Annotated in this window: 33 protein-coding genes; all 33 read left to right on the top strand. The window is 43.2% G+C overall.

Going from position 1 to position 21,723, the window contains the following annotated elements; all coding sequences use genetic code 11:
• The 33 genes from rpsS to B5D55_RS05130 all read left to right on the top strand — a co-directional run bounded on the left by rpsS (position 1) and on the right by B5D55_RS05130 (position 21,711).
• Positions 1-285: a 30S ribosomal protein S19 gene (rpsS, locus tag B5D55_RS04970; RefSeq protein ID WP_078932895.1), complete on the top strand. Its 285-nt coding sequence runs from the start codon at positions 1-3 to the stop codon at positions 283-285.
• 12 nt (positions 286-297) lie between these two features.
• Positions 298-654, top strand: coding sequence for a 50S ribosomal protein L22 (gene rplV, locus B5D55_RS04975; RefSeq protein ID WP_078932896.1), 357 nt, complete (start codon positions 298-300; stop codon positions 652-654).
• 1 nt (position 655) lies between these two features.
• Positions 656-1,414 carry a 30S ribosomal protein S3 gene (gene rpsC, locus B5D55_RS04980; protein ID WP_078932897.1) on the top strand — a complete coding sequence of 253 codons (759 nt, stop codon included), beginning with the start codon at positions 656-658 and terminating at the stop codon, positions 1,412-1,414.
• A 3-nt stretch (positions 1,415-1,417) separates the two neighbouring features.
• Positions 1,418-1,837 carry a 50S ribosomal protein L16 gene (gene rplP, locus B5D55_RS04985; protein WP_078932898.1) on the top strand — a complete coding sequence of 140 codons (420 nt, stop codon included), beginning with the start codon at positions 1,418-1,420 and terminating at the stop codon, positions 1,835-1,837.
• Positions 1,838-1,848: 11 nt separating this feature from the next.
• Positions 1,849-2,067: a 50S ribosomal protein L29 gene (gene rpmC, locus B5D55_RS04990; protein ID WP_078932899.1), complete on the top strand. Its 219-nt coding sequence runs from the start codon at positions 1,849-1,851 to the stop codon at positions 2,065-2,067.
• A gap of 10 nt (positions 2,068-2,077) precedes the next feature.
• Entirely contained in the window at positions 2,078-2,353 is a 276-nt protein-coding gene (gene rpsQ, locus B5D55_RS04995) for a 30S ribosomal protein S17 (RefSeq protein WP_078932901.1), read from the top strand.
• Positions 2,354-2,368: 15 nt separating this feature from the next.
• Positions 2,369-2,737 (top strand): 50S ribosomal protein L14, encoded by a 369-nt coding sequence (gene rplN, locus B5D55_RS05000; RefSeq protein ID WP_078932902.1) that lies wholly within the window; start codon positions 2,369-2,371, stop codon positions 2,735-2,737.
• A gap of 12 nt (positions 2,738-2,749) precedes the next feature.
• Positions 2,750-3,067 (top strand): 50S ribosomal protein L24, encoded by a 318-nt coding sequence (gene rplX / locus B5D55_RS05005; protein ID WP_078932904.1) that lies wholly within the window; start codon positions 2,750-2,752, stop codon positions 3,065-3,067.
• Complete coding sequence (gene rplE / locus B5D55_RS05010) at positions 3,067-3,618, top strand: 50S ribosomal protein L5 (RefSeq protein WP_078932905.1); 552 nt, start codon at positions 3,067-3,069, stop codon at positions 3,616-3,618. The genes rplX and rplE overlap by 1 nt, the downstream gene beginning before the upstream one ends.
• A gap of 12 nt (positions 3,619-3,630) precedes the next feature.
• Entirely contained in the window at positions 3,631-3,816 is a 186-nt protein-coding gene (locus tag B5D55_RS05015) for a type Z 30S ribosomal protein S14 (protein WP_078932906.1), read from the top strand.
• 17 nt (positions 3,817-3,833) lie between these two features.
• Positions 3,834-4,232, top strand: a complete 399-nt coding sequence (gene rpsH, locus B5D55_RS05020) for a 30S ribosomal protein S8 (RefSeq protein ID WP_078932907.1) — start codon at positions 3,834-3,836, stop codon at positions 4,230-4,232.
• Positions 4,233-4,244: 12 nt separating this feature from the next.
• Positions 4,245-4,784, top strand: a complete 540-nt coding sequence (rplF, locus tag B5D55_RS05025; RefSeq protein WP_078932908.1) for a 50S ribosomal protein L6 — start codon at positions 4,245-4,247, stop codon at positions 4,782-4,784.
• An 11-nt stretch (positions 4,785-4,795) separates the two neighbouring features.
• Positions 4,796-5,158 (top strand): 50S ribosomal protein L18, encoded by a 363-nt coding sequence (gene rplR / locus B5D55_RS05030; RefSeq protein WP_078932909.1) that lies wholly within the window; start codon positions 4,796-4,798, stop codon positions 5,156-5,158.
• A 9-nt stretch (positions 5,159-5,167) separates the two neighbouring features.
• The gene (gene rpsE / locus B5D55_RS05035; RefSeq protein ID WP_078932910.1) at positions 5,168-5,680 is read left to right on the top strand and encodes a 30S ribosomal protein S5; all 513 of its coding nucleotides are present in this window, start codon (positions 5,168-5,170) and stop codon (positions 5,678-5,680) included.
• 3 nt (positions 5,681-5,683) lie between these two features.
• The gene (gene rpmD, locus B5D55_RS05040) at positions 5,684-5,875 is read left to right on the top strand and encodes a 50S ribosomal protein L30 (protein WP_078932912.1); all 192 of its coding nucleotides are present in this window, start codon (positions 5,684-5,686) and stop codon (positions 5,873-5,875) included.
• Positions 5,875-6,351 carry a 50S ribosomal protein L15 gene (rplO, locus tag B5D55_RS05045; RefSeq protein WP_078932913.1) on the top strand — a complete coding sequence of 159 codons (477 nt, stop codon included), beginning with the start codon at positions 5,875-5,877 and terminating at the stop codon, positions 6,349-6,351. The genes rpmD and rplO overlap by 1 nt, the downstream gene beginning before the upstream one ends.
• A gap of 15 nt (positions 6,352-6,366) precedes the next feature.
• Complete coding sequence (gene secY / locus B5D55_RS05050) at positions 6,367-7,701, top strand: preprotein translocase subunit SecY (protein ID WP_078932914.1); 1,335 nt, start codon at positions 6,367-6,369, stop codon at positions 7,699-7,701.
• A 118-nt stretch (positions 7,702-7,819) separates the two neighbouring features.
• The gene (gene rpmJ, locus B5D55_RS05055; protein WP_078932916.1) at positions 7,820-7,933 is read left to right on the top strand and encodes a 50S ribosomal protein L36; all 114 of its coding nucleotides are present in this window, start codon (positions 7,820-7,822) and stop codon (positions 7,931-7,933) included.
• A 10-nt stretch (positions 7,934-7,943) separates the two neighbouring features.
• Positions 7,944-8,312, top strand: a complete 369-nt coding sequence (gene rpsM / locus B5D55_RS05060; RefSeq protein WP_078932917.1) for a 30S ribosomal protein S13 — start codon at positions 7,944-7,946, stop codon at positions 8,310-8,312.
• Positions 8,313-8,327: 15 nt separating this feature from the next.
• Positions 8,328-8,708, top strand: a complete 381-nt coding sequence (rpsK, locus tag B5D55_RS05065; protein WP_078932918.1) for a 30S ribosomal protein S11 — start codon at positions 8,328-8,330, stop codon at positions 8,706-8,708.
• A 17-nt stretch (positions 8,709-8,725) separates the two neighbouring features.
• Positions 8,726-9,361, top strand: a complete 636-nt coding sequence (gene rpsD, locus B5D55_RS05070; protein WP_078932919.1) for a 30S ribosomal protein S4 — start codon at positions 8,726-8,728, stop codon at positions 9,359-9,361.
• A gap of 9 nt (positions 9,362-9,370) precedes the next feature.
• Positions 9,371-10,426, top strand: a complete 1,056-nt coding sequence (locus B5D55_RS05075; RefSeq protein ID WP_078932920.1) for a DNA-directed RNA polymerase subunit alpha — start codon at positions 9,371-9,373, stop codon at positions 10,424-10,426.
• Positions 10,416-10,877 carry a 50S ribosomal protein L17 gene (gene rplQ, locus B5D55_RS05080; RefSeq protein ID WP_078932921.1) on the top strand — a complete coding sequence of 154 codons (462 nt, stop codon included), beginning with the start codon at positions 10,416-10,418 and terminating at the stop codon, positions 10,875-10,877. The genes B5D55_RS05075 and rplQ overlap by 11 nt, the downstream gene beginning before the upstream one ends.
• A gap of 3 nt (positions 10,878-10,880) precedes the next feature.
• Positions 10,881-11,120, top strand: coding sequence for a hypothetical protein (locus B5D55_RS05085; protein ID WP_078932923.1), 240 nt, complete (start codon positions 10,881-10,883; stop codon positions 11,118-11,120).
• Between the two features lie 129 nt (positions 11,121-11,249).
• Positions 11,250-12,383: an ABC transporter substrate-binding protein gene (locus tag B5D55_RS05090; RefSeq protein ID WP_078932924.1), complete on the top strand. Its 1,134-nt coding sequence runs from the start codon at positions 11,250-11,252 to the stop codon at positions 12,381-12,383.
• Positions 12,384-12,564: 181 nt separating this feature from the next.
• Entirely contained in the window at positions 12,565-13,839 is a 1,275-nt protein-coding gene (gene pepT / locus B5D55_RS05095; protein WP_078932925.1) for a peptidase T, read from the top strand.
• Between the two features lie 73 nt (positions 13,840-13,912).
• Entirely contained in the window at positions 13,913-15,196 is a 1,284-nt protein-coding gene (gene murA, locus B5D55_RS05100; protein WP_078932955.1) for a UDP-N-acetylglucosamine 1-carboxyvinyltransferase, read from the top strand.
• A gap of 182 nt (positions 15,197-15,378) precedes the next feature.
• On the top strand, positions 15,379-15,849 hold the full coding sequence (locus B5D55_RS05105) for a hypothetical protein (protein ID WP_078932926.1): 471 nt from the start codon (positions 15,379-15,381) through the stop codon (positions 15,847-15,849).
• Positions 15,846-16,997 (top strand): hypothetical protein, encoded by a 1,152-nt coding sequence (locus tag B5D55_RS05110; RefSeq protein WP_078932927.1) that lies wholly within the window; start codon positions 15,846-15,848, stop codon positions 16,995-16,997. Before B5D55_RS05105 ends, B5D55_RS05110 begins: the two co-directional genes overlap by 4 nt.
• Positions 16,998-17,014: 17 nt before the next feature.
• Positions 17,015-17,872, top strand: coding sequence for a FecR family protein (locus B5D55_RS05115; protein WP_159446160.1), 858 nt, complete (start codon positions 17,015-17,017; stop codon positions 17,870-17,872).
• Positions 17,873-17,986: 114 nt separating this feature from the next.
• Positions 17,987-18,979 (top strand): hypothetical protein, encoded by a 993-nt coding sequence (locus B5D55_RS05120; RefSeq protein ID WP_078932929.1) that lies wholly within the window; start codon positions 17,987-17,989, stop codon positions 18,977-18,979.
• Positions 18,969-20,843: a hypothetical protein gene (locus B5D55_RS05125; RefSeq protein ID WP_078932931.1), complete on the top strand. Its 1,875-nt coding sequence runs from the start codon at positions 18,969-18,971 to the stop codon at positions 20,841-20,843. The genes B5D55_RS05120 and B5D55_RS05125 overlap by 11 nt, the downstream gene beginning before the upstream one ends.
• Positions 20,844-20,847: 4 nt before the next feature.
• Positions 20,848-21,711 carry a purine nucleoside phosphorylase YfiH/LACC1 family protein gene (locus B5D55_RS05130; protein ID WP_078932936.1) on the top strand — a complete coding sequence of 288 codons (864 nt, stop codon included), beginning with the start codon at positions 20,848-20,850 and terminating at the stop codon, positions 21,709-21,711.
• Positions 21,712-21,723: the final 12 nt, after the last annotated feature.

Genomic DNA, 21,723 nt, shown 5'->3' on the forward strand with positions numbered 1-21,723 from the left:
GTGTCAAGATCTGTTAAGAAAGGTCCTTTTGTAGAGAACAGCCTTTACAAAAAGGTAATAGCAATGAACAAAGAAGCAGACAGGAAGATGATTAAAACTTATTCCCGCTGCTCTACAATCATACCTGAAATGGTAGGTAATACTATTTCTGTATATAATGGTAAAACATGGATTCCTGTGTATGTTACGGAAAACCTTGTCGGTCACAAGCTCGGTGAGTTTGCTCCGACTCGTACATATCGCGGCCATGGTAATACAGACAAGTCAGCTAAGGCTGGCAAATAATAGGTGGATATTATGGCTGAGAAAAAAGGTTATGTAGCCACTTCTAAGTTCCTTATCGCTTCACCGACAAAGGTTCGTCCAGTAGCTCGTGTAATCAATCAGAAACCGTGCACTGTGGCAATGGCGATTCTTGCTAATATGCCGCAGAAGGGAGCTGGTCTTATTAGTGCTACTCTCAAATCTGCTATTGCAAATGCTTTGAATGCAAACGATAAGCTTGATGAAGATATGCTTTACGTAAAAGAAATCAGAATCGACGAAGGTCCGAGACTCAAGAGGGTCTGGTTCCGTGCTCGTGGACGTGCTGATCAGCTTTTGAAACGTATGTGCCATATTACCGTCGTAGTAGACGAAAAGGCGGGGGAATAAAGTGGGTCAGAAAGTTAGTCCAATCGGTTTGCGCTTAGGCGTAAACAAAACATGGCAGTCACGCTGGTATGCAGATCCTCGTGAGTATGCAGACCTCGTTCTTGAAGATATGAAAATCAGAAAACTGGTTATGGATCTTCCTGAATGCAAAAATGCTGACATTGCAGAAATTGAAATTGTACGTCATCCGCAGCGTGTAACAATCGTTATTCACACAGCTCGTCCGGGTGTAATTATTGGTGTTAAGGGTGCAACTATCGAAAAAATCAGCGGAGACATTCAGGCTCAGCTGACTAAGAAAGTTCAGATCAAGATTAAGGAAGTTAAGCGTGCGGATGTAAACGCAAGCCTGATTGCCCAGAATATTGGTCGCCAGCTTGCAGGCCGCGGTTCTTACCGCAAGGCTTTGAAGCAGGCTGTAAGCAATGCAATGCGCGCTGGTGCCCAGGGGATCAAAATTCGTCTTTCAGGCCGTCTTGGCGGTTCAGAAATGACACGTACAGAAGAACACAAAGAAGGTCGTGTTCCTCTTCACACGCTTCGTGCTGATATTGATTATTCTACTTATGAAGCTCATACAACATACGGAAAAATCGGTATAAAAGTATGGGTTTATAACGGAATGAACTACGGCATCGAGCAGAATGATGATGCAGGACAGCTTGTCCGCAAGCCGCGTCGTGATCGCCGTGCTGCAGATAAGAACGAAGGTGCAGATAAGGCTGAAAAATCAGAACCTTCTGCAAAGGCAAGGAGTTAGGTTATGCCACTGAGTCCTAAAAGAGTTATGCACCGTAAGGTGCAGCGCGGTAGGGAAAAAGGTAATGCTACCCGCGATAACAACATTGACTTTGGCGATATTGCACTTGTTGCAATGGAGCCTACGTGGTTGAGCGCAAAGGTTATTGAGGCAGCCCGTGTTGCCATTAACCGTAAGCTTGACCGTAAGGGACAGGTTTGGATCAGGGTTTTCCCGGACAAGCCTATTTCTAAAAAACCGGCTGAAGTCCGTATGGGTAAGGGTAAGGGCGCTCCTGAATCATGGGCGGCTGTAATCAAACCTGGTATGATTCTTTTTGAGATTGCCGGGGTTGATCTGAAGCTTGCAGAGCGTGCTCTTGAGCTTGCTTCAAGCAAACTTCCGATAATAACGAAAATTGCTTATAAGCCGACACAGGACTAAGGAGGAATAAGATGGCTGATTCAAAATCTAAGAAAAAGAACGACAAAGAACTGTCTTATTCAGAACTTGTTGCAAAACGTGATGCGCTTAAAAAGGAATACATGGACCTCCGTTTCAAGATGGTTGTTGCCCATGTAGATAACCCGATGCAGAAACGAACAATGCGCCGTGAAATCGCACGCTTGAATACGTTTATCCAGCAGAAAGAAGCTGCTGGAGAGAATAAGTAGGAGCTGAATCGTGGAAGAAAATACTGTTCAGACTGTAAAACCGGCAAAACGTTCCTTTGTTGGAGTTGTAACAAGCGACAAGATGGATAAGTCTATCGTCGTTTCAATTACGACAAAGAAAATGGATCGACTTTACAAGAAGTACGTTACACGTACTAAGAAATATATGGCCCACGATGAAAAGAACGATGCTCACATTGGTGACACAGTTCGTATCGTGGAATGCAGACCGCTCAGCAAAAATAAGTGCTGGCGTCTTGCTGAAATCGTAGAACGCGCTAAATAAGGCAGGAGTTGGAATATGATTCAGATGCAGTCATGCATGACAGTTGCTGATAACTCCGGTGCTAAAATCGCTCAGTGTATTAAAGTTCTTGGCGGAACACACCGCAGATATGCCGGAATTGGCGACATTGTTGTAGTGGCAATAAAGGATGCTATCCCTACGTCAACTATTAAAAAGGGTGCTATTGAAAAGGCAGTGATTGTGCGTCAGGCAAAAGAATACCGCCGCCCTGACGGAACTTATATTCGTTTTGATGATAACGCCTGCGTTATCGTTGACGACAATAAGAATCCTAAGGGAAAACGCATCTTCGGACCTGTTGCTCGCGAGCTTCGTGATATGGATTTTATGAAAATCGTATCTCTTGCTCCGGAAGTACTCTAAGGAGTTATGGATATGGTAAAAAAATTCAAAATCCGTAAAGACGATACAGTACAGGTTCTTGCAGGAAAGGATAAGGGAAAACGGGGAACTGTTGTCCGCATTCTTCCTAAAAAGGATGCAGTTATTGTATCTGGTGTGAACATTGTTAAAAAGGCAATGAAGAAACGCAGCCCGCAGGATCAGGGCGGTATCGTTGAAATTGAGGCGCCGCTCAACATTTCTAATGTTGGAATCGTATGTAAGAAATGCGGTCGTCCTGTAAGAATCGGTTACAAAATGGACGGGGACAAAAAAGTCCGCGTCTGCCGTAAATGTGGAGATATACTGTAATGGCTAATTACGTACCTCGGCTTAAGAAAGTCTATAAGGACACTGTCGCTCCTGCACTCGTAAAAGAGTTTAACTATACAACTCCGATGCAGGTTCCTGCTATCAAAAAGATTGTTGTTAGCATGGGTGTTGGCGAAGCTCTCGCAAATAAGAAACTCCTTGATGCCGCAGTAGCTGACTTGACACAGATAACAGGTCAGAAAGCTGTTAAAACAAAGGCAAAAAAGAGTATCGCTAACTTTAAGTTGCGTGAGGGCAATGAAGTGGGAGCAATGGTTACATTGCGCGGAACAATAATGTATGAATTCTTGGACCGCTTGATTAACGTTGCGCTTCCGCGTATTAAGGACTTCCGCGGTATCAAGGCTACTGGCTTTGATGGTCACGGAAACTTCTCAGTTGGTATTACAGAACAGTTGATATTCCCGGAAATCGACTTTGATAAAATCACTAAGGTTGCCGGTATGAATATTACTATTGTAACAAGTGCAAAGACTGATGCAGAAGCTAAGTCATTGCTTGCCAAGTTCAATATGCCGTTCCGTAAGTAGAGTGAGGGATACATGGCTAAGAAATCATTGATAATAAAAGCCGCCCGCAAACAGAAGTATGAAACACGGCAGTACAACCGCTGCCAGATTTGCGGACGTCCACGTGGATATTTGCGGAAATACAAGATGTGTCGTATTTGTTTCCGTAAATTAGCAGGTGAAGGCCTTTTGCCAGGCATCACAAAATCAAGTTGGTAGAGTGGTAGGAGAATAATATGAGTGCATCAGATCCAGTAGCAGATATGCTTACTAAGGTTCGCAATGCGGCTGTAGCCCGCCACGAGAAAGTTGATATTCCTGCTTCAAAACTGAAGCTTGAAATCGTTAAGATTTTGAAAACAGAAGGATATATCAAGAATTTTAAGAAGGTTCAGGAAGACGGACATCCAATTATCCGCATCATTCTGAAATATGATGATAGCAATAATCCGGTTATCCACGGAGTAAAGAAAATTTCTACTCCTGGTCGCCGCGTTTATTCTGGCTATAAAGAATTGCCGCGCGTATTCAACGGATACGGTACAATTATCGTTTCAACTTCTTCTGGTGTAACTACCGGAAAGAAGGCATCTGAAAAGATGGTCGGCGGTGAACTTATCTGCTCAATCTGGTAATAGGAGGAAGAAATGTCTAAATTAGGTAAGCTTCCTGTCGTTATTCCAGCGGGCGTTACTGTAACTGTTGCAGACTGCGTTGTTACTGTAAAAGGTCCGAAGGGCGAACTGAAACAGGATTTCAGTAAAGATATAAAGGTTGAAGTAAAAGACGGGAATGTTATCGTAACTCCGCTTAACGGAGAAAAACAGACAGGTGCATTCCACGGTCTTTACAGAAATCTTATTAACAATATGGTTGTCGGAGTAACAACAGGATTTACAAAGACTCTTGTAATTACTGGTGTCGGTTATCGTGCTGAAGTTCAGGGAAAGATGCTTATGCTTAACCTTGGATATTCAACTGATTTCTATGTTGTAATTCCTGAAGGGCTGACTGTAACGGCTGATCCAAGCGGAAAAGTATCTATTTCTGGTATTGACAAGCAGCTGGTTGGTGAATTCAGTTCTCAGATTCGTAAACTGCGCAAGCCTGAACCTTACAAAGGAAAAGGTATCCGCTACGATAATGAAGTTATCAGACGTAAAGTCGGTAAGACTGGTGTTAAATAAGGTGGAGCGCTATGTTTAAGAAACTAAACGATAAAGACAGAAAACGCCTGCACAGAAAGATTCATATTCGCAAGAGTATCTATGGTACTGCTGAACGTCCTCGTATGACTGTAACACGCAGCAACAAGAACCTTTCAGTACAGGTGATAAATGATGACGAGGGAAAAACTCTTGCTTCTATTTCTACTTTGGAAAAAGAGTTTGAGGCACTTAAGCCTAATATTGAAGGTGCTGCAAAACTTGGAGAAGCTTTAGGAGCACGCCTTAAGGATAAGAAGATTACGAAAGTAGTCTTTGACCGTAACGGTTATCTTTACCATGGTGTTGTAAAAGCCCTTGCAGATGGAACCCGCAAAGCCGGGATTGAATTCTAGGAGTCGCTGATGGAACGCCAGAAATTTGACAAAGATCCAAAAGAGAAGGAGTTTGTTGAAAAACTCGTTACTCTTAACAGAACAGCAAAGACTGTAAAAGGCGGACGCCGTATGTCTTTTGCTGCGCTCACTGTTGTTGGAGATCAGAAAGGTCGCGTAGGATACGGTTTTGGTAAGGCAAATGACGTATCTGAAGCTATAAAGAAGAGTGTTGACCGTGCTAAGAGAAACTTGGTTTATATGCCAATGAAGAACGGTACAATACCTCATGAAATTATTGGAAAATATAAGAGCTCATCAGTTCTTCTGAAACCAGCTTGTTCCGGTACTGGAATTAAGGCGGGTGGTGCGGTTCGTGCCATAATGGATGCTGTTGGTGCTTCTGATGTTATTTCCAAATCTTTGGGATCAAGTGCTTCCGTAAACGTTGTTCGCGCAACATTCAATGCTATCCAGAACCTTATGGATGCAAAAACTGTTGCTGCAGGTCGTGGTAAGACACTTGATGAGTTGTGGGGTTAAACTATGGCAAAGGCAAAGAAAGTTAAGATTACTCTTAGAAAGAGTACAATCGGACAGAAACCTGCAGTAGTTGCAACAGTACGCAGCCTTGGCTTGAAGAAAATCAGTTCATCTGTTATTCAGGAAGAAAACGATGCAGTCAAAGGTATGATTGCAGCAGTTTCTCACCTTGTAACAGTTGAGGAGGCTAAATAATGTCAGATTACAATCCAATTCTTAGCGCTCCTCTGGGTGCTAATAAAAAACCTAAACGTGTTGGCCGCGGTTCTTCTTCAGGACTCGGTACGACTGCCGGTAAAGGTAACAAAGGTCAGCAGTCACGCTCAGGCGGAAAAACATACGTCGGTTTTGAAGGCGGACAGATGCCTCTTTACCGCCGCATTGCAATCCGCGGTTTCTCAAACTATCCTTTCAAAAAAGAATATGTTTGCATTAACGTAGGTGAGCTTGAGGCAAAATTTGCTGACGGCGAAACTGTTGATAAGGGAACTTTGGCTGCAAAAGGCTTGATTTCAAAAACTTCTGCATCACTGGTAAAAATTCTTGGCAATGGCGACATTAAAAAGAAACTTTCCGTTGATGTTGATAAGATTTCAGAATCTGCTAAGGCTAAAATTGAAAAAGCCGGCGGCACTGTAAAAGTTGCTGAGAAAGCTGAAGAAAAAAAGTAATTGACGGAGTAAGACATGGCAAGCAATCCTATTGTTAATATGTTTAAAGTTAAAGAGCTTCGCAGTCGCTTGTTTTTTACTCTGGTTGTGCTGGCGGTTTTCCGCTTGGGAAGCGTCCTGACTATACCGGGGATTGATGCAACCGTGCTGTTTGAGTACTTTAACAATCTGGCAAACCAGAATAAAAATTCTTTCGCCAGTTATATGGACTTCTTTGTAGGTGGTGCGTTCTCTAATTTCTCAGTTTTTATGCTGGGAGTTATGCCGTACATCTCTACACAGATTATTATGCAGCTTGCTGTGATTATTTTCCCGTCTTTGAAACGTGCAGTTCAGGAAGATGGCGGTCAGCGTAAGATGGCTGCATGGACAAGAATCGGTACTATCTTTGTATGTATTCTTCAGTCTTATGCAGTTACCGTTTATGCCCGCAGCATTCCTAACTGTATTGTAATTGAATCGCATTGGAAGTTTAATGCACTTGCAATGCTTGCAGTTACTACAGGATCTATGGTAACGGTATGGCTCGGTGATCAGATTACTGCGCGCGGTATCGGCAACGGAATTTCTATGATGATTTTCGCCGGTATTGTTGCACGTCTTCCTAGTGCCATTATGGAACTTGTAAAGAAAGTGTCAGACGGCGAAATCCAGCTGGTTTTCGTCATCGTCGTACTTTTGATGTTCCTTGTCATCATCGGTCTGGTAATATTTGAGGAAGCTGGTGAGCGGAAAATTCCGGTTCATTATGCAAAACGTGTTGTAGGAAGAAAAATGTACGGTGGACAGAACACTTACATTCCTTTCAAGGTAAATCCGTCGAACGTAATTCCGTTGATTTTCGCATCATCGCTTCTTACTTTACCGCTTCAGTTAGTATCAATGATTGGAAATAACCAGAACTCTGCAAGGTGGATAATCCGTTTATCTAACGTTTTGACACCAAACGGTCTCTGGTACAATATACTGTTGGTCATTCTTATCGTATTCTTTGCATACTTCTACACTCAGGTAACTCTGAACCCCACAGAAATCGCAAAGAATATCCGGGAAAACGGCGGCTCCATTCCTGGTGTACGTACAGATAAAACTGAGGAATACCTTCAGAAGATATTGAACCGGTTGGTATTGCCTGGTTCGTTGTTCCTGGCGGCAATTGCTGTTCTGCCGACAGTCATCCAGAACCTTTTTGGATTCCCGCAGTCAATTTCAATGTTGATGGGCGGAACTTCGCTTATCATTATGGTTGGCGTTGATCTGGATACAATGAGTCAGGTTGAGGCACTTCTTAAAATGCATCATCAGGAAGGACTTACTAAGAAGGGCAAAATTAGATCACGAAATTTGTAGAATTTCGTGAATTAGTAGTAGAAAAAGATTGAGAATATGTGATATAGTACTTTTCACCGAATTGTCTCTCATTGCGAGGTGCTAAGATTCGGTGAAAAATATTCTCAGGGGGTCTTTTATGAAAGTACGAACCAGTGTAAAACCTATCTGTGATAAGTGCAAGGTTATCAGAAGAAACGGAATTGTCCGTATCGTTTGTTCAAACCCGAAACATAAGCAGAGACAGGGCTAAGGAGTAACAGATGGCTCGAATTGCGGGAGTTGATATCCCTAACAAACATATAGGTATAGCATTAACTTATATCTACGGTATCGGTCGTTCTGCAGCTGCAGAGATTTGCGCAGAAGCAAAAATTGATGCTGCAAAACTGGCTAACGATCTTACGCAGGAAGAACTTGCAGCTTTGCGTGAGATTATTGATAAAAATTACAAAGTTGAAGGCCGTCTCCGTTCAGAAATCGGTCTTAATCTGAAGCGCTTGATGGATATTGGCTGCTATCGCGGTCTTAGACACAAGAGTGGTCTTCCGGTTCGCGGACAGCGTACGCGTACTAATGCACGTACCCGTAAGGGCAAGAAGAAGACTGTTGCTAATAAGAAGAAGGCGTAAGGCGGAGGATTTTCAATGGCTACAGTAAAAAAGCGAAAGGAAAAGAAAAGCGTCTATGAAGGTAATGTTTACATTCAGGCGACGTTTAATAATACCATCGTAACAATTACAGACCTGAAGGGCAATGCAATTGCATGGGCTTCTTCTGGTGGACTTGGTTTCCGCGGAGCTAAAAAATCTACTCCGTTTGCCGCTCAGACAGTTGCGGAAACAGCTGTGCAGAAGGCAGTGAGCTACGGCTTGCGTGAAGTTCATGTGTATGTAAAGGGACCGGGAATGGGTCGCGAAAATGCTATTCGTTCTCTTGGCGCTATGGGACTGAAGGTTAAATCTATCCACGATGTAACACCGATTCCTCATAACGGCTGCCGCCCTCGCAAAACACGCCGCATGTAGTTAAGGAGACTTAGGTAATGGCAAGATATACAGGTCCAGTCTGCCGTATGTGCCGTGCAGACGGAAAAAAATTGATGTTGAAGGGTACCCGCTGTATGAGCGACAAATGCCCTATGAACAAAAAACGCGGAGCACCGGGAAAAGACCCGAAAGTTCGCGCTGGAAAACGCAGTGAATATGGTCTTCAGTTGATTGAAAAGCAGAAGATCAGACGTATGTACGGTATGCTTGAAAAACAGTTCCGCCTTACTTTTGACCGCGCTCTCCGTATGCCTGGCGTAACAGGTGAAAACTTCATTCAGCTTCTTGAAAGAAGACTTGATAATGTTGTTTATAGGATGCACTATGCTGTGAGCCGTAATCAGGCCCGTCAGCTTGTTCTTCATGGTCACGTGCTTGTTAACGGAAAAAGCGTAAATATTCCGAGTTATGAAGTAAAAGTCGGCGATGTTATCGAAATCAAGGAAAAGAGCAAAAAACTGCCTGTCGTTCAGGATGCTTTGGGCGAAGTTTCTAAATCTGGAACAATGCCTTGGGTTGCTGTTGATGTAGATGCAGTAAAGGGAACTTTTGCTGCTCTTCCAAGACGCGAGGAAGTTACTGACTTGCTGGATGTAAAAGAACAGCTTGTAGTTGAGTTCTATTCTAAATAAGGAGTTCCGATGGCTCGCAAAAATCTGCTTAAAGGTTTTAAGAAACCGAAGGGTATTACTTTTGAGCATCTTGAGACGAATCCGAATTATGGAAAGTTTACTGCGTATCCTTTTGAAACAGGTTTCGGTACAACTGTAGGAAATACATTGCGCCGTGTCCTTCTTTCATCTATTCAAGGATATGCGCCTACATCAATTCGTATTACATCTTACGATGCAGATGGTGTTCCTCATGTTATCTCCAGTGAATTTGAAGCAATTCCAAATGTTTCCGAAGATACTCTGGAAATAATTAACAGTCTGAAACAGATCCGTTTGCGGCTTCCTAACGACGTAGAACAGGATACGATTCTTTACGAATTCAAAGGACCGGGAGTTGTTAAAAGCGATGACCTTGCCAGGGAAAATCAGCTTGAAGTTATGACTAAAGATATGGTTGTCTTTACGATGATGGAAGGCGCCAATCTGGAAATCGAAATGCAGGTTGATCTTGGCAGGGGTTACGTTCCAGCTGAAGTAAACGAGCATTATATTGAAGTTGTAGGTACAATTCCAATGGATGCTATTTTTACTCCGGTTCCAAAGGTTAAATATTCAATTGAACCTTGTCGTGTAGGTCAGCGTAATGATTACGATAAGCTTGTGCTTGAAATTTGGACAGACGGAACAATTGCACCAGAAGATGCATTAGCCGAAGCTGCAAAGATTGCAAAAGATCATTTTTCAATCTTTGTAAACTTTAATGACAGTGATGTCGCCGGTGGTGATGAAAGTGACGAGGATGACGCAAGGATTAAAGAAATTCTTAACACTCCTGTTGAGGAACTTGAACTTTCAGTGCGCTCTTCAAACTGCTTGAAGAATGCAAATATCCGCACTATCGGTGAATTAACAAAAAAGACAGAAGATGATCTTGCAAAGACACGTAACTTTGGAAAGAAGAGTCTTGCAGAAATCAAAGAAAAGCTCCAGGAATGGGGCTTGACGCTTGGAATGACTGACTATAGTCATCTGAAGAATGCTGTCAACATAACAAAGCAGAAGGAAGAAACAGATGAATCATAGAAATGGTTTTAATCCGCTTTCAAGAACAACAGCACACCGCCGTGCAATGTCACGCAATATGGTAACTTCTCTCTTTAGGTTTGAGCGTATTACTACTACTAAATCTAAGGCACTTGAAGTCCGCAAGGCTGCTGAAAAATTAATTACAAGAAGCAAGGTTGATTCAGTTCACAATCGCCGCGAAGCTGCAAAATTTATTCAGGATGAAAAAATCCTCAATAAATTGTTTACGGAAATCGGTCCGCGCATGAAAGAACGCAACGGTGGTTACACTCGTGTTCTGAAACTCGGTTATCGCCAGGGTGATGCTGCTGATATGGTAATCCTTGAATTGGTAGACTATAAGCTTGAAAAAGATGCTCCGGAGGAAAAGTCCGCAGCACCTGCAAAAAAAGCTGCAAAACCGACTGCAAAGAAAGCAGAATCAAAAGCTGCTGCAGACAAGGAGTAGGATATGTCTAAAAATCATCGTGGAACTGGTGTTCGCACTCTTCCTGCACGTGGAAGAGGAACTTGTCCTATCTGTAAGAAAGAGCATATAAAGGTTCTTTACGAGCAGACTATTGACGGACAGCAAGTAAAAATCTGTAAGTATTGCAATGCTGCTTTGAAGAACAAGGCAAAGGCTGCTGCTCCTGTTGTACAGGCTGCTGCAGAAGCTCCTGCTGAGGAATCAGCACCGGCTGCTGAGTAATCTTAACGGATTTGTAAACCGCCCATATTTTTTTCGGGCGGTTTTTTTATTTAACAGACCTGTATGTACGTTTACTAAAAAAAGCAAATTAATTATACTTAATATATTAAGTATTTTTTTGGAGGAATTATGAAAAAAAACTTAATTTTGTTGAGTGCAGTTTGTGCGCTTGCATTAACAAGTTGTTCAAAGAAGGAATCTTCTGATGTTATTATCGGAGGAATTTTCCCTCTTTCTGGAAATGTTGCAGTTTACGGCGTTGAGTGCAAAAACGGTGTAGACCTTGCCATCGAGGAAATCAATGCTGCCGGCGGTATCAATGGAAAGAAAGTCGTTCTGGTAAGTGAAGATGATGAAGGAAATCCTGACAAGACTGTCGTTGCTTTCAAAAAACTTACGACACGTGATGGCGTAGGAGTGGTTATCGGTTCTTTGACATCCGGCTGTACTAATGCAATTACAGCTTTGTCACAGGCAAAGAAAGTTCTTCAGCTTGCACCGGCTGCTACTGCACCGGAGATTACAAACGCCGGAAACTACGTATTCCGCGCTTGTTTTATTGATCCGTTCCAGGGAACTGTAGGCGGAAAATTTGCTGCTGATACTCTTAAGGCTAAGCGCGCAGCCGTTCTCTACGATTTGGGAAATGACTATTCAGTCGGTCTTTATGAGAATTTCGTAAAGGCTTTTGAAGGTGACGGACGCGAGATTGTTGCAGTTGATTCTTACGCTACCGGCGACAAGAACTTCAATGCGCAGCTTACAAAAATCAAAAATGCAAATCCTGATGTTGTATATCTTCCTGACTATTATGCAACAGTTGCTTTAATTGCAAAGCAGCTGCGTGCACAGGGCATCGATACTCCGATTGTAGGTGCTGACGGTTGGGACGGTCTTACGACTGTTGCAGGTTCTGAAGTTTTGAACGGTTTTTATTCAAATCATTATTCTGCTGATTCTACAGAGCCTGTAGTTCAGAAGTTTGTAGAAGCATTCAAAGCTAAATATAACAAAGAGCCTAATTCTTTTGCTGCTCTTGGATATGACTGCGTTTACTTAATCCGCGATGCAATGACTGCCTGCGGTTCTGAAAAAGTTGCAGATATTCGTGATGCAATGGAAAAGACTGACGGTAATTACGTTACGGGTCACCTTACGTTTGACGAAAGCCGCAATCCGGTAAAATCTGCTGTAATGCTTGAGCTTGTTCAGGATGCAGACGGTAATCTGACAACAGCATATAAGACAACCGTTAATCCGTAAGCCGGTTAGCGCATTTGCCGGAAACTTTTGTTTTTGGTGACGGCGCTATATGAACGGAAAACGCGTGTCCTTTGGGCGGAATGCCTTTTGGATGCGCGTTTTTTTTATAAAAAAAAGTTTGTTTTCCGGTGTTGTAATTTCCTGTCTTGTTAAATGAATAAAAATAAATTATTCTTATTATATGAAAATTTTTTCAAGCAATTCTGATTTGCAGACGGTTTTATTGAACAGGTTTGTACGGTATGTACGCTGCTGGTCTGAAAGTTCAGGGGAAAATGCTGACAAGGGGATTATGCCTTCTACTAGCCAGCAGAAAGTTTTTGCAAAATCTCTTTTAACTGAAATAAAAACTGTCGGGCTGAAAAATGCGCAGCTTACGGCGGACGGATATATATATGCGGTGCTTCCTGCATCAAAAGGAATGGAGTATGTTCCGCCGTTCTGCCTTCTTGCGCATCTGGATACGGTAGATGAAGTTTCTGGAAAGGACGTTAAGCCGATTATTCACGCATCTTATGACGGTGCAAGAATTGATTTGCAGGATGGCGTTGTACTTGACGTAACGGAGGATGCGTATCTTGCACAGGCGGCCGCCGGGCGCGACACGATAATTACTTCTGACGGAACGACGCTTCTGGGCGCGGATGATAAGGCTGGAATTGCGGAGATTGTTTCGGCACTTGAATACATTAAGTCTAACAAGGAAATCAAGCACGGTGCTATTGAGGTGATTTTTTCTCCGGACGAAGAAACCGGTCACGGAATGGACAAAGTTCCTCTTCATCTTATTAAGTCAAAATGCGCATATACTGTAGATGGCGGACATATAGGTCAGCTTGAAACGGAATGTTTTAATGCGTATGGTGCTGAAGTTACGTTCTGGGGAAAGGCTGCGCATACCGGCGACGCGCGCAGAACTGGAATGGTAAACGCAGTACATACTGCTGCGCGCTTTATAGAAAACATACCGTCTGGGGAACGCCCTGAAACGACAGACGGTTACGAAGGATTTTTTGCCGTTATGGAATGTTCCGGTACTGTTGAAAAAGCGTGCGTCAAGCTGCTTCTCCGGGATTTTACCGAGCAGGGAATGGCGGGGCGTATTGAAAAAGTAAAGAAAATTGCCGTAGTGTGTGCCGATTCGTGCCGCGCAAAAGTTGATGTTTCATTCCGGCAGCAGTACAAGAATATGAAAGCCGTTCTTGATTCGGTACCGTCTGTCGTAAAAAACATTGCGGATGCGTACAGGGCTGCCGGCGTTGAACCGGTGTATACGCCTATCCGCGGAGGAACAGACGGTTCGCGGCTTACGGAGCTTGGCATTCCGACTCCGAATATTTTTACCGGCGGACATAATTACCATTCAAGGCGCGAATGGGCTTCGCTTCCGCAAATGTGCGCCGCAACTGATGTTCTTATAAATCTTGCGGCAGTTATTGTTCTGGCAAATAAATAATTTTTAATAGATAAAGTGCGGAGTCTTTTTGTACGGCAGAATAATGCTGGAAAAGATTTTGCAGGGTGGGAAAATGCATGAATATCTAATTGAGGGTGGATTTCCGATAAAGGGGTCAATCCGTGCCTGCGGAAATAAAAATGCTGCGCTTCCGTGTATTGCGGCGGCGCTTTTGACTGACGAAACGGTTATTCTTCACAATATTCCGGAGATTGAAGATACGTCGGTTATGCTGAATATCCTGCAATCGTTCGGAGCAAAGGCAACGAATATAGGAAAGCACAGTTGGAAAATCGAGGCGCAGAATATTCAGCCGGTCTGTATACCGTCCGCACTTTCTAAGAAAATCCGCGCGTCAATTCTTTTTGCAGGACCGATGCTGGCGCGTTGTGGAAAGGCGGAGATGCTTCCGCCGGGAGGTGATGTTATAGGAAAACGCCGCCTTGATACGCATTTTTTTGCGCTTGAACAGCTTGGCGCACGCGTAAAAATAAACGGGCATTTTTCATTTACGGCAAACAAGCTTATCGGGGCGGATATTTTTCTTGATGAATGTTCCGTAACGGCTACGGAGAATGCTGTTATGGCGGCGGTTCTTGCGGAGGGTGAAACGGTCATTACAAATGCCGCAAGCGAGCCGCATATTCAGGATTTGTGCAATATGCTAAATGCAATGGGGGCGCATATATCTGGAATTGGAAGCAATATATTGAAAATTTCCGGCGTAAAAAAGCTTCATTCCTGCGAATTTACTATTGGTCCTGATTATATGGAAATTGGTTCGTTCATCGGTCTTGCTGCCGCTACAAAAGGCAGCATTACGATAGAAGGCGTGGAAAATCTTGATTTGCGTCCGCTGAAAACAGGATTTGCAAAACTCGGAATTACCTGGACTCAGGAGGGTGACAGCATTTGCGTGTCTTCCATTCAGGAAATGAAGACGAATGCCGACGTGGGAACAAAAATTCCTAAAATAGATGATTCACCTTGGCCGGGATTTCCGCCTGATTTAACAAGCATTATGACGGTCGTTGCAACGCAGGTTGAAGGAACTGTCCTGATTTTTGAAAAAATGTTTGAGTCACGTATGTTCTTTGTAGACAAGCTTATCAATATGGGGGCGCAGATTACGTTGTGCGATCCTCACCGCGCCGTTGTGTCCGGACCTTCCGTACTTCACGGAGATCATCTTGTTTCTCCAGACGTACGCGCCGGAATGGCAATGGTGATTGCCGCAATGATAGCTCACGGTGAAAGCCGGATAAGCAATGTCTACCAGATTGAGCGCGGTTACGAAAATCTTGTTGAGCGTCTTCGTGTACTTGGTGCTCATATTACGAAAATCAGCGTAGAATGATAATTGATGTAAAAAATCAATGCAAAATTCAATGTAGACAATGCTAATTTGATGGAATATAATATTGTGTTAGAAGAAAAAACGTGCAGAAATTACAGTGTGCTATTTTTTCTAATCAACAGTTTCGGCTTGATAACCGCTTTTGCGGAAATAATAATTACTATTCTTATAAGTGGAGTGCTATGAAAAAAATTATTTTGGTACTGATTTCGCTGTATGTTTCCTGTACGTTGTTTGCGCAGTCTGCTGATTTTATTACTGAATTGATTTCTTCTGAGAAAGTTACTTTCGGGCAGTTCTGCTATTTTTCTGCAATCTATCAGAACCTTGTTTCTGAAGATGCATCTGAAACTGATGCGGTAAATGCCTTTTTTGAACTGGGCTATCTTCCTGCAGGTGTTGACGAAAATACGTTTATTACTTATGAACAGGCATCACGTATTTTTGTCGGATTTTGGAATATAAAAGGCGGATTGTTCTACAGGCTGTCAGGAAAGAGCGGTCGTTATGCGTTCAAACAGTTCAAGGCAGACGGAATTATTCCTGCAAAAATTGATCCCGGTATGATTCCGGGCGGAACGGATATTCTGAATATTTACACGATGGGTGATATTCGCTATGCGTCCGCGGCAAAAAAAGGAGATGCGCAATGAAAAGATTACTGTGTACCGCTGCCGCTTTAATTGCAGGTACGGCTTCATTTTTTGCTGTTGAATGGGGCGGAAAAATTGCAAACGATACGTCGTTTATGGGAAAAGCAGATGACCTTAAACTTAAGCAGTCAGATACTGTCGGTCTTTGGATGAACATTCCGCTTAACAGGACGAATTCCGTATACGTTGCGGCAGAAGCGTATTACAAATTTACATACGATGATACGGAAACTGCCGATGAAGAGTTTGAAAATGTTATTAATTGTAATCTTTTAAAGCTTTCTGCCGGATGGATGGCAGGAAACGGAAATATGATTTCTCTTTCTGCAGGGCGTTTTCCTGTTTCTGATTTTACGGGAATTATTTTTAATCAGCCGGCGGACGGACTGAATTTTAAGGTTTCAAGCCAGACAGTAGATTTCAACATTTTTGCAGGATATACAGGTCTTTTGAATGCAAAGGAAGTTACAATTCTTACTCCGGCAGATACGGAGTATGAGGAAAGTGACGACGATTTTTATGCATTTGCACCAAAATATCTGCCGTTTGGATTTTCCTTTGCATTCCCGTCCGTTTTCGGAAATCAGCATATCAGTCTTGAGGGCTGGGGTTTTGCTGACTTAAACGGCGATGACTGCAATCGTTATTACGGAATGCTGGGGCTGGACGGTTACCTTCTGCGCAATCTTTCATATAATGTAAAGACTGTTTTCGGTACGAAGAATTTTGACAGTCTGATGAATTTTTCTTCGCTGTCGTTTGATTTAAATCCAGCCGGAAATTTCGGCATAAGACTGTACGGTACGTATGCATCCGGTAAGCAAGGTTCTCTCTCTGCTTTCAGCGGATTTACTTCTATGACGGCTGTTTCTACGCGGTTTGCTGACCTTGAGTATTCGTCAATGGTAACGGGCGGATTACAGCTTTCAAATGTGTTTGCCGGTGTACTGTATGCGTCTTTAGGCGGAGCGGTTCTGTTTGAATGTCCTGACAGTTCCGTTGAATATTTCGGAATGCAGTTGAGTGCTGACTTACTGTGGAATATCTTTTACGATGTTCAGCTTGGTTTGTCTGCCTCTCAGTTCATAGGTGATGATTCAGATAACAGCAAGACTACGCTTTCTGTAAAGGCTGTTATTGCATTCTAATGTTTCGGAGGTATTGTATGAATTTTTCTGTTTTAAGAAAATCATTAGGGGTTTTGTTCGTGCTTTGTTCAGCGGCTTTGTATGCAAATACGGCAACTGTTGTTTCTGCCGTAGGAAAAGTTGAGGTAAGCCGGAACAATGTGTGGGTTGCTCTGACTGAAAATGAGGTTGTCCGTGAGGGAGAAGTCATTTCTACAGGTTTTAAATCTGAGGCGATAATCAAATATAAAGGCTCTGTAATGAAGCTTGGTCCTTTGACAAGAATTACGCTGGAAAAACTTGCAACGTCTGATACAAAAGACGATGTTTCCGTATTCCTGAACACGGGTGCAGTTCGTTCTACGGTCAACCATTCGGAAAACAAGCGTGTCAGCTACACTGTGCGTAATCCGATAGCAGTCGCTAGTGTACGCGGAACGGAATTTATATTTGCAGGAAATGAAATACGCTGTTTTGACGGTGCTGTTGCTGTAGTTCCTGCCCGGCTGGTAAATCCAGTCCGTGATTTGGGAATTTCAAAGCCGGCAGACAGAGAGTATGAGTCAGAAGGTAATGTAAAAGACAATCTTCCTGCGGAAGGCTCGTCAACGCCATTTACGTCTTCTTCTGATATAAATCCGGCATTGCCAAAGGGCGTTCTTGTTTCTGCCGGACAGTCCACTAATTTTAGTGACTCTACGTCTGCCAGACCGTCAAAACCTATAACTGCCGGTTCTACTGCGCGGAATGATTTTTCTAAGGGTGTAGCATCTCTTGCAGACAGTGAGGGAGTAAATATTTCCGGTTTGGAAAGCAACATTTCCTCCAGTTCTTCCGGTTCTGCATCAGGCACGATGCCGGGAAATGTTATCGTTAACATAGAGTGGGAAGAATAAAAGAAATCTTATATCTTTTCTTGCGGGCTGCTGCGATATATAAATATATTCCGGGCAGCTCGTTTTATGCATGCGAAGCGTTCTATAATCACGGTGCGGATAACGGGATATTTTATGAAAAAAAGAATTGATTTTATTTTGTATTATCTGTTCATACTGATTGCAGGATGCTTTTGCGCCACGTTTGTATATGTTCAGTATATCGGCTGTACGCATTTTGTTACCGGAAATATGTTCCATCCTGCAAAAGAAATAGTGCTGGCCGCATTTTTTCAGTCAGTTCCGCTTGTCCTTCTGTGCGTGCCGCTTCTTCTGGCAGTTTATAAAATCAGGCATTTGTATAATCCTGTGTGGAGCGTCATTTCGTTTGCGTTGATGTGCGCTTTTTCGTGGGGAATTTTATATCCGCTTGCGGAAACGGGAAAAAAATCCGCTTGCGGTAACGGAAGTATCCTGCTTAATACAGGTGAAATTCCGCTTTCCGGCGGATATTTCAGAAAGTCTGCAGAAGCCGTTTACTATTTTACTGATGAGTCTGAAAACAAAGTGGCAGACGTTATGCTGCTGCATTCTCCTGAAAATCCTGATAAATCAGGCGGATTTATGAAGCTTGACGTGTCGGAAAATAGTGATTTTTATAAAAATGCGTTTCCGTTCAGGGATTCGTGCGTAAAGGAGTCACTTAACGATATCCCGTATGAAATAATCGGGTGCATAGATAATATTCTTAAGGCGGCGGAAGATGCCTGGCAGAACGGAATTATTGCCTGGGCGTGCTTCTGTTCTTTGTGCCTTGCGCTTGCTTCATCTTATTCTTATATAAAAATGAGTACCTGGCGTATGGTAAATTATCTTGCCGTTGTACTTACCAATATGATAATCCTTGTTTTCAACAGTCTGTACTATTCTGGTTTTGCAGGAATGCGGACTTTTCTGAAAAATGCGCTGTATGGAAACGGAAGGCTTGCGTTTTTTTCTTCCAGAAACATTGATATTCCGTTGTGCATTCTGAATGTGGCGGCGGCCGTTGCAGTTATCTGTATCGGATGTTCTGTTACGGCAGTTACAAAACGCAGGCAGCAGGACAGGGGTGGTTATGAAAGTTAAAAAAGTAACGCTTGTAACGGTCAGTTTTTTTATTTTTTCATTTGTATGCTGCATTGTCCTTGGATTTGTGCTTCCTTATGTTCCTGTGCTGATTTCTTCAACGTCAGGAATGTATCGTTTTTTATACGGACTTAGAATATTCTGTTCCGTAATGCCTGCTGTTCTTGAAACAGGATTTTTAATCGGCTGGTCGCTTGATTTTGGAGTGCACCCGGACGGAAGTCTGCTCCGGTTTTCTCCTGCGATGTTCTCGCGGTACAAAAAGGTCATTACAGGCAGCCTTGCAGCTGTTTTCATTATTTCTATGGCGGTAGAGGTTGCCCTTCCTGGAATAAACGGTTTAATGAACCGTTACAGCCAGCTGCCGTCGCTTCATAAGGAATATCTGAATTTTGCGGAGGGATTGTACAGTCAGGGAAGATACAGCCTTTCGTATGAATTTGCAAAAATGGCATATGAGATAGATTCTTCTGACGGAGAATGTGCGCAGCTTCTGGATAAAGCAGAGGTTGCGTGCAGGCAGCTTTATCAGGAAGAAAAAACTGTTGATGCTGCCGGCATTGCGCGTATTCTTTCTTCCGGGAAAGGCGAAGTAGATTACGGCTACAAACAGAAAATTGTTCATTCTTCTTATGACGAGCCGTTTACGACTTTTTCGCTTTTGAAAAAGGCTAGGGAATGTGTCGCTATGGAAGACTGGTTCGGGGCGCATTATTATTCGCAGACGGCTCTTTCTGCCATATCGCCAAGAGATATAAACTGTGCGGAACTGAAGCACATTTCTGCCGATGCGTGGAATCATATTTCTCAGGCAAAAGAAGCCGGGACTACGGACGAGCAGAAAATTTTTGCGCAGAAACTTTCCGGGTATAATGCGCTTATGGAGCAGGATAACCTTAAGGCGTATTACATTTTCAAAATGCTTTCGCTTTCGTCTAAGAAAATATCTCTTGACCCTGATGTTGTAAGATACCTTGAGATTGCGGAAGAGCGGCTTCAAAACCAGTATTTTTTTACCGACGAAACTGTAAATCTTCAGGGATTTGAGTCTGCCGGAAACATTTATTTTAAGATTACCGGTCAGGACGGTGGTGTGACGGTTTATTTTATAAAAGGCGTAACTAATACCGGAACGAAAAACGGACTCATTCAATATCTGCGGGGACTTTCGGTGTATACGCTTGATTTTGAAGGAAACTATATTTCCGGTTCTTATACGCCGTATGCAAAAATGACGGCTGTTTCTACAGAACTTTTTGACGATGAACTTAAAAAAGAATTCGGCATTGCGGACGGAATAAAGTATGTGCCGTATATCCTCCTTAATTCCGTGGACAGAAACCGTGAGGGGGAAATTCATACGCCTCAGGTGCTTAAGGGCGACTCTCCGTCTGCAAAGGACGGCTTTATAATTCTTCCTGTGGAATTTACTGATTTTTCGCTTTTGAAAAGCGTTTCCGGCGGCGTTGAATCTATGGGGCTTCAGGAAGTGTACCGTTTTGTGCCGAAGGCAGAAAAATACGGATTTGTAGAAGAAGTTTTCCGGCAGACGCTTGTAAACAGGCTTTTATATCCGCTTTTTATGCTTATCTGTATGGTATGCGTGGGAATAGGTGCCTGGCACGGAAGAATCAGTGCGGATGGTGTATTTAAATTTAAGTGGATTATAGTTTTTCCGCTTTTAAGTTTTGTTCTTCTGTGCGCATATTATCTTTCTCATTTTGTGTTCCGTATGATAAATTACAGTCTTATGAGCATCTGCGGTCAGACTTCAGTTGTTTTTGCAGGACTGTTCCTGTATCTGGTGATTTTCTTCGGCGTGTCAGTTATGTTCCTTGCCTGTAAAAATTCTATGAGCAGGTGATTTTGTGATTCGTCTTAAACTTTCTGATTTTTCCGGCGGAGATGCAGAAAATCCGGCGGAATTTGTTTCATTGCCGTTTTATAAAGGCGGCGCGCCGATAGATGTGTGGCGTTCACCACAGGGAAAGGAATATTCTCCGCGATGGGGAATGACACTTCGTTTCGCAGGCTCAATGCGCTTCAGGTGGAACGAAAATAATCCGTTCCGTGACAGGGTGCTTTCAAAAATTGCCGGCGCGCGTTCCGTTGTGCCGGTCGAGCTTATCCATTCAAAAATCGTTTATGAGGTAGAAAACGCATACGACACGAACGGGAAAACAGGCGACGGAATTGTTACAGCTAATCCGCAGCTTATGCCGGTAGTAACAGTTGCAGACTGCGTTCCGCTGTATATTTTTGACAGTGTTTCCGGTGCTTTTGGTGCAGTTCATTCCGGGTGGAAAGGAACCGGGATTGTAGGTGAAGCAGTGCACCGGCTGAAAGAACGCTGGGGCGCAGAAAATTCAGATGTGTGTGTGGCAATTGGCGCGCATATTCACAACTGCTGCTATATTGTGGGCGAAGAACGCGCCGCGTATTTTATGCAGGAATTCGGGGAAGAGTGCTGCGCGCTTATTGGTGCGGAGGAAACGCTTTGTTCCGGTGCGTCGGAAGCTGTTTCCAGATGGAATACAGGTTCTGGCAGGGTGTACAGGCTTTCCCTTGAAAAAGCGAACCTTATGGTTCTTGAAAAATGCGGTATTTTGCCGGAGAATATTGTAATTCTTGATGAATGCACCTGTTGTAATACTTTTTTCGGTTCAAACCGCCGGGAAACAGCAGGAGGAAATGCGTCTTTTACGGCGCAGGCAGCATTCGTAAAAATGTAGCGCACTACTGTA

It is taken from the genome of Treponema porcinum (genome assembly GCF_900167145.1).
In the GTDB taxonomy this organism is placed as follows: Bacteria; Spirochaetota; Spirochaetia; order Treponematales; family Treponemataceae; genus Treponema_D; species Treponema_D porcinum.

Coding starts and splice junctions, on each gene's coding strand:
- rplV (WP_078932896.1), top strand. CDS start 298: ATGGCTGAGAAAAAAGGTTATGTAGCCACTTCTAAGTTCCTTATCGCT.
- rplP (WP_078932898.1), top strand. CDS start 1,418: ATGCCACTGAGTCCTAAAAGAGTTATGCACCGTAAGGTGCAGCGCGGT.
- rpmC (WP_078932899.1), top strand. CDS start 1,849: ATGGCTGATTCAAAATCTAAGAAAAAGAACGACAAAGAACTGTCTTAT.
- rplN (WP_078932902.1), top strand. CDS start 2,369: ATGATTCAGATGCAGTCATGCATGACAGTTGCTGATAACTCCGGTGCT.
- rplX (WP_078932904.1), top strand. CDS start 2,750: ATGGTAAAAAAATTCAAAATCCGTAAAGACGATACAGTACAGGTTCTT.
- rplE (WP_078932905.1), top strand. CDS start 3,067: ATGGCTAATTACGTACCTCGGCTTAAGAAAGTCTATAAGGACACTGTC.
- B5D55_RS05015 (WP_078932906.1), top strand. CDS start 3,631: ATGGCTAAGAAATCATTGATAATAAAAGCCGCCCGCAAACAGAAGTAT.
- rpsH (WP_078932907.1), top strand. CDS start 3,834: ATGAGTGCATCAGATCCAGTAGCAGATATGCTTACTAAGGTTCGCAAT.
- rplF (WP_078932908.1), top strand. CDS start 4,245: ATGTCTAAATTAGGTAAGCTTCCTGTCGTTATTCCAGCGGGCGTTACT.
- rplR (WP_078932909.1), top strand. CDS start 4,796: ATGTTTAAGAAACTAAACGATAAAGACAGAAAACGCCTGCACAGAAAG.
- rpsE (WP_078932910.1), top strand. CDS start 5,168: ATGGAACGCCAGAAATTTGACAAAGATCCAAAAGAGAAGGAGTTTGTT.
- rpmD (WP_078932912.1), top strand. CDS start 5,684: ATGGCAAAGGCAAAGAAAGTTAAGATTACTCTTAGAAAGAGTACAATC.
- rplO (WP_078932913.1), top strand. CDS start 5,875: ATGTCAGATTACAATCCAATTCTTAGCGCTCCTCTGGGTGCTAATAAA.
- secY (WP_078932914.1), top strand. CDS start 6,367: ATGGCAAGCAATCCTATTGTTAATATGTTTAAAGTTAAAGAGCTTCGC.
- rpmJ (WP_078932916.1), top strand. CDS start 7,820: ATGAAAGTACGAACCAGTGTAAAACCTATCTGTGATAAGTGCAAGGTT.
- rpsM (WP_078932917.1), top strand. CDS start 7,944: ATGGCTCGAATTGCGGGAGTTGATATCCCTAACAAACATATAGGTATA.
- rpsK (WP_078932918.1), top strand. CDS start 8,328: ATGGCTACAGTAAAAAAGCGAAAGGAAAAGAAAAGCGTCTATGAAGGT.
- rpsD (WP_078932919.1), top strand. CDS start 8,726: ATGGCAAGATATACAGGTCCAGTCTGCCGTATGTGCCGTGCAGACGGA.
- B5D55_RS05075 (WP_078932920.1), top strand. CDS start 9,371: ATGGCTCGCAAAAATCTGCTTAAAGGTTTTAAGAAACCGAAGGGTATT.
- rplQ (WP_078932921.1), top strand. CDS start 10,416: ATGAATCATAGAAATGGTTTTAATCCGCTTTCAAGAACAACAGCACAC.
- B5D55_RS05085 (WP_078932923.1), top strand. CDS start 10,881: ATGTCTAAAAATCATCGTGGAACTGGTGTTCGCACTCTTCCTGCACGT.
- B5D55_RS05090 (WP_078932924.1), top strand. CDS start 11,250: ATGAAAAAAAACTTAATTTTGTTGAGTGCAGTTTGTGCGCTTGCATTA.
- pepT (WP_078932925.1), top strand. CDS start 12,565: ATGAAAATTTTTTCAAGCAATTCTGATTTGCAGACGGTTTTATTGAAC.
- murA (WP_078932955.1), top strand. CDS start 13,913: ATGCATGAATATCTAATTGAGGGTGGATTTCCGATAAAGGGGTCAATC.
- B5D55_RS05105 (WP_078932926.1), top strand. CDS start 15,379: ATGAAAAAAATTATTTTGGTACTGATTTCGCTGTATGTTTCCTGTACG.
- B5D55_RS05110 (WP_078932927.1), top strand. CDS start 15,846: ATGAAAAGATTACTGTGTACCGCTGCCGCTTTAATTGCAGGTACGGCT.
- B5D55_RS05115 (WP_159446160.1), top strand. CDS start 17,015: ATGAATTTTTCTGTTTTAAGAAAATCATTAGGGGTTTTGTTCGTGCTT.
- B5D55_RS05120 (WP_078932929.1), top strand. CDS start 17,987: ATGAAAAAAAGAATTGATTTTATTTTGTATTATCTGTTCATACTGATT.
- B5D55_RS05125 (WP_078932931.1), top strand. CDS start 18,969: ATGAAAGTTAAAAAAGTAACGCTTGTAACGGTCAGTTTTTTTATTTTT.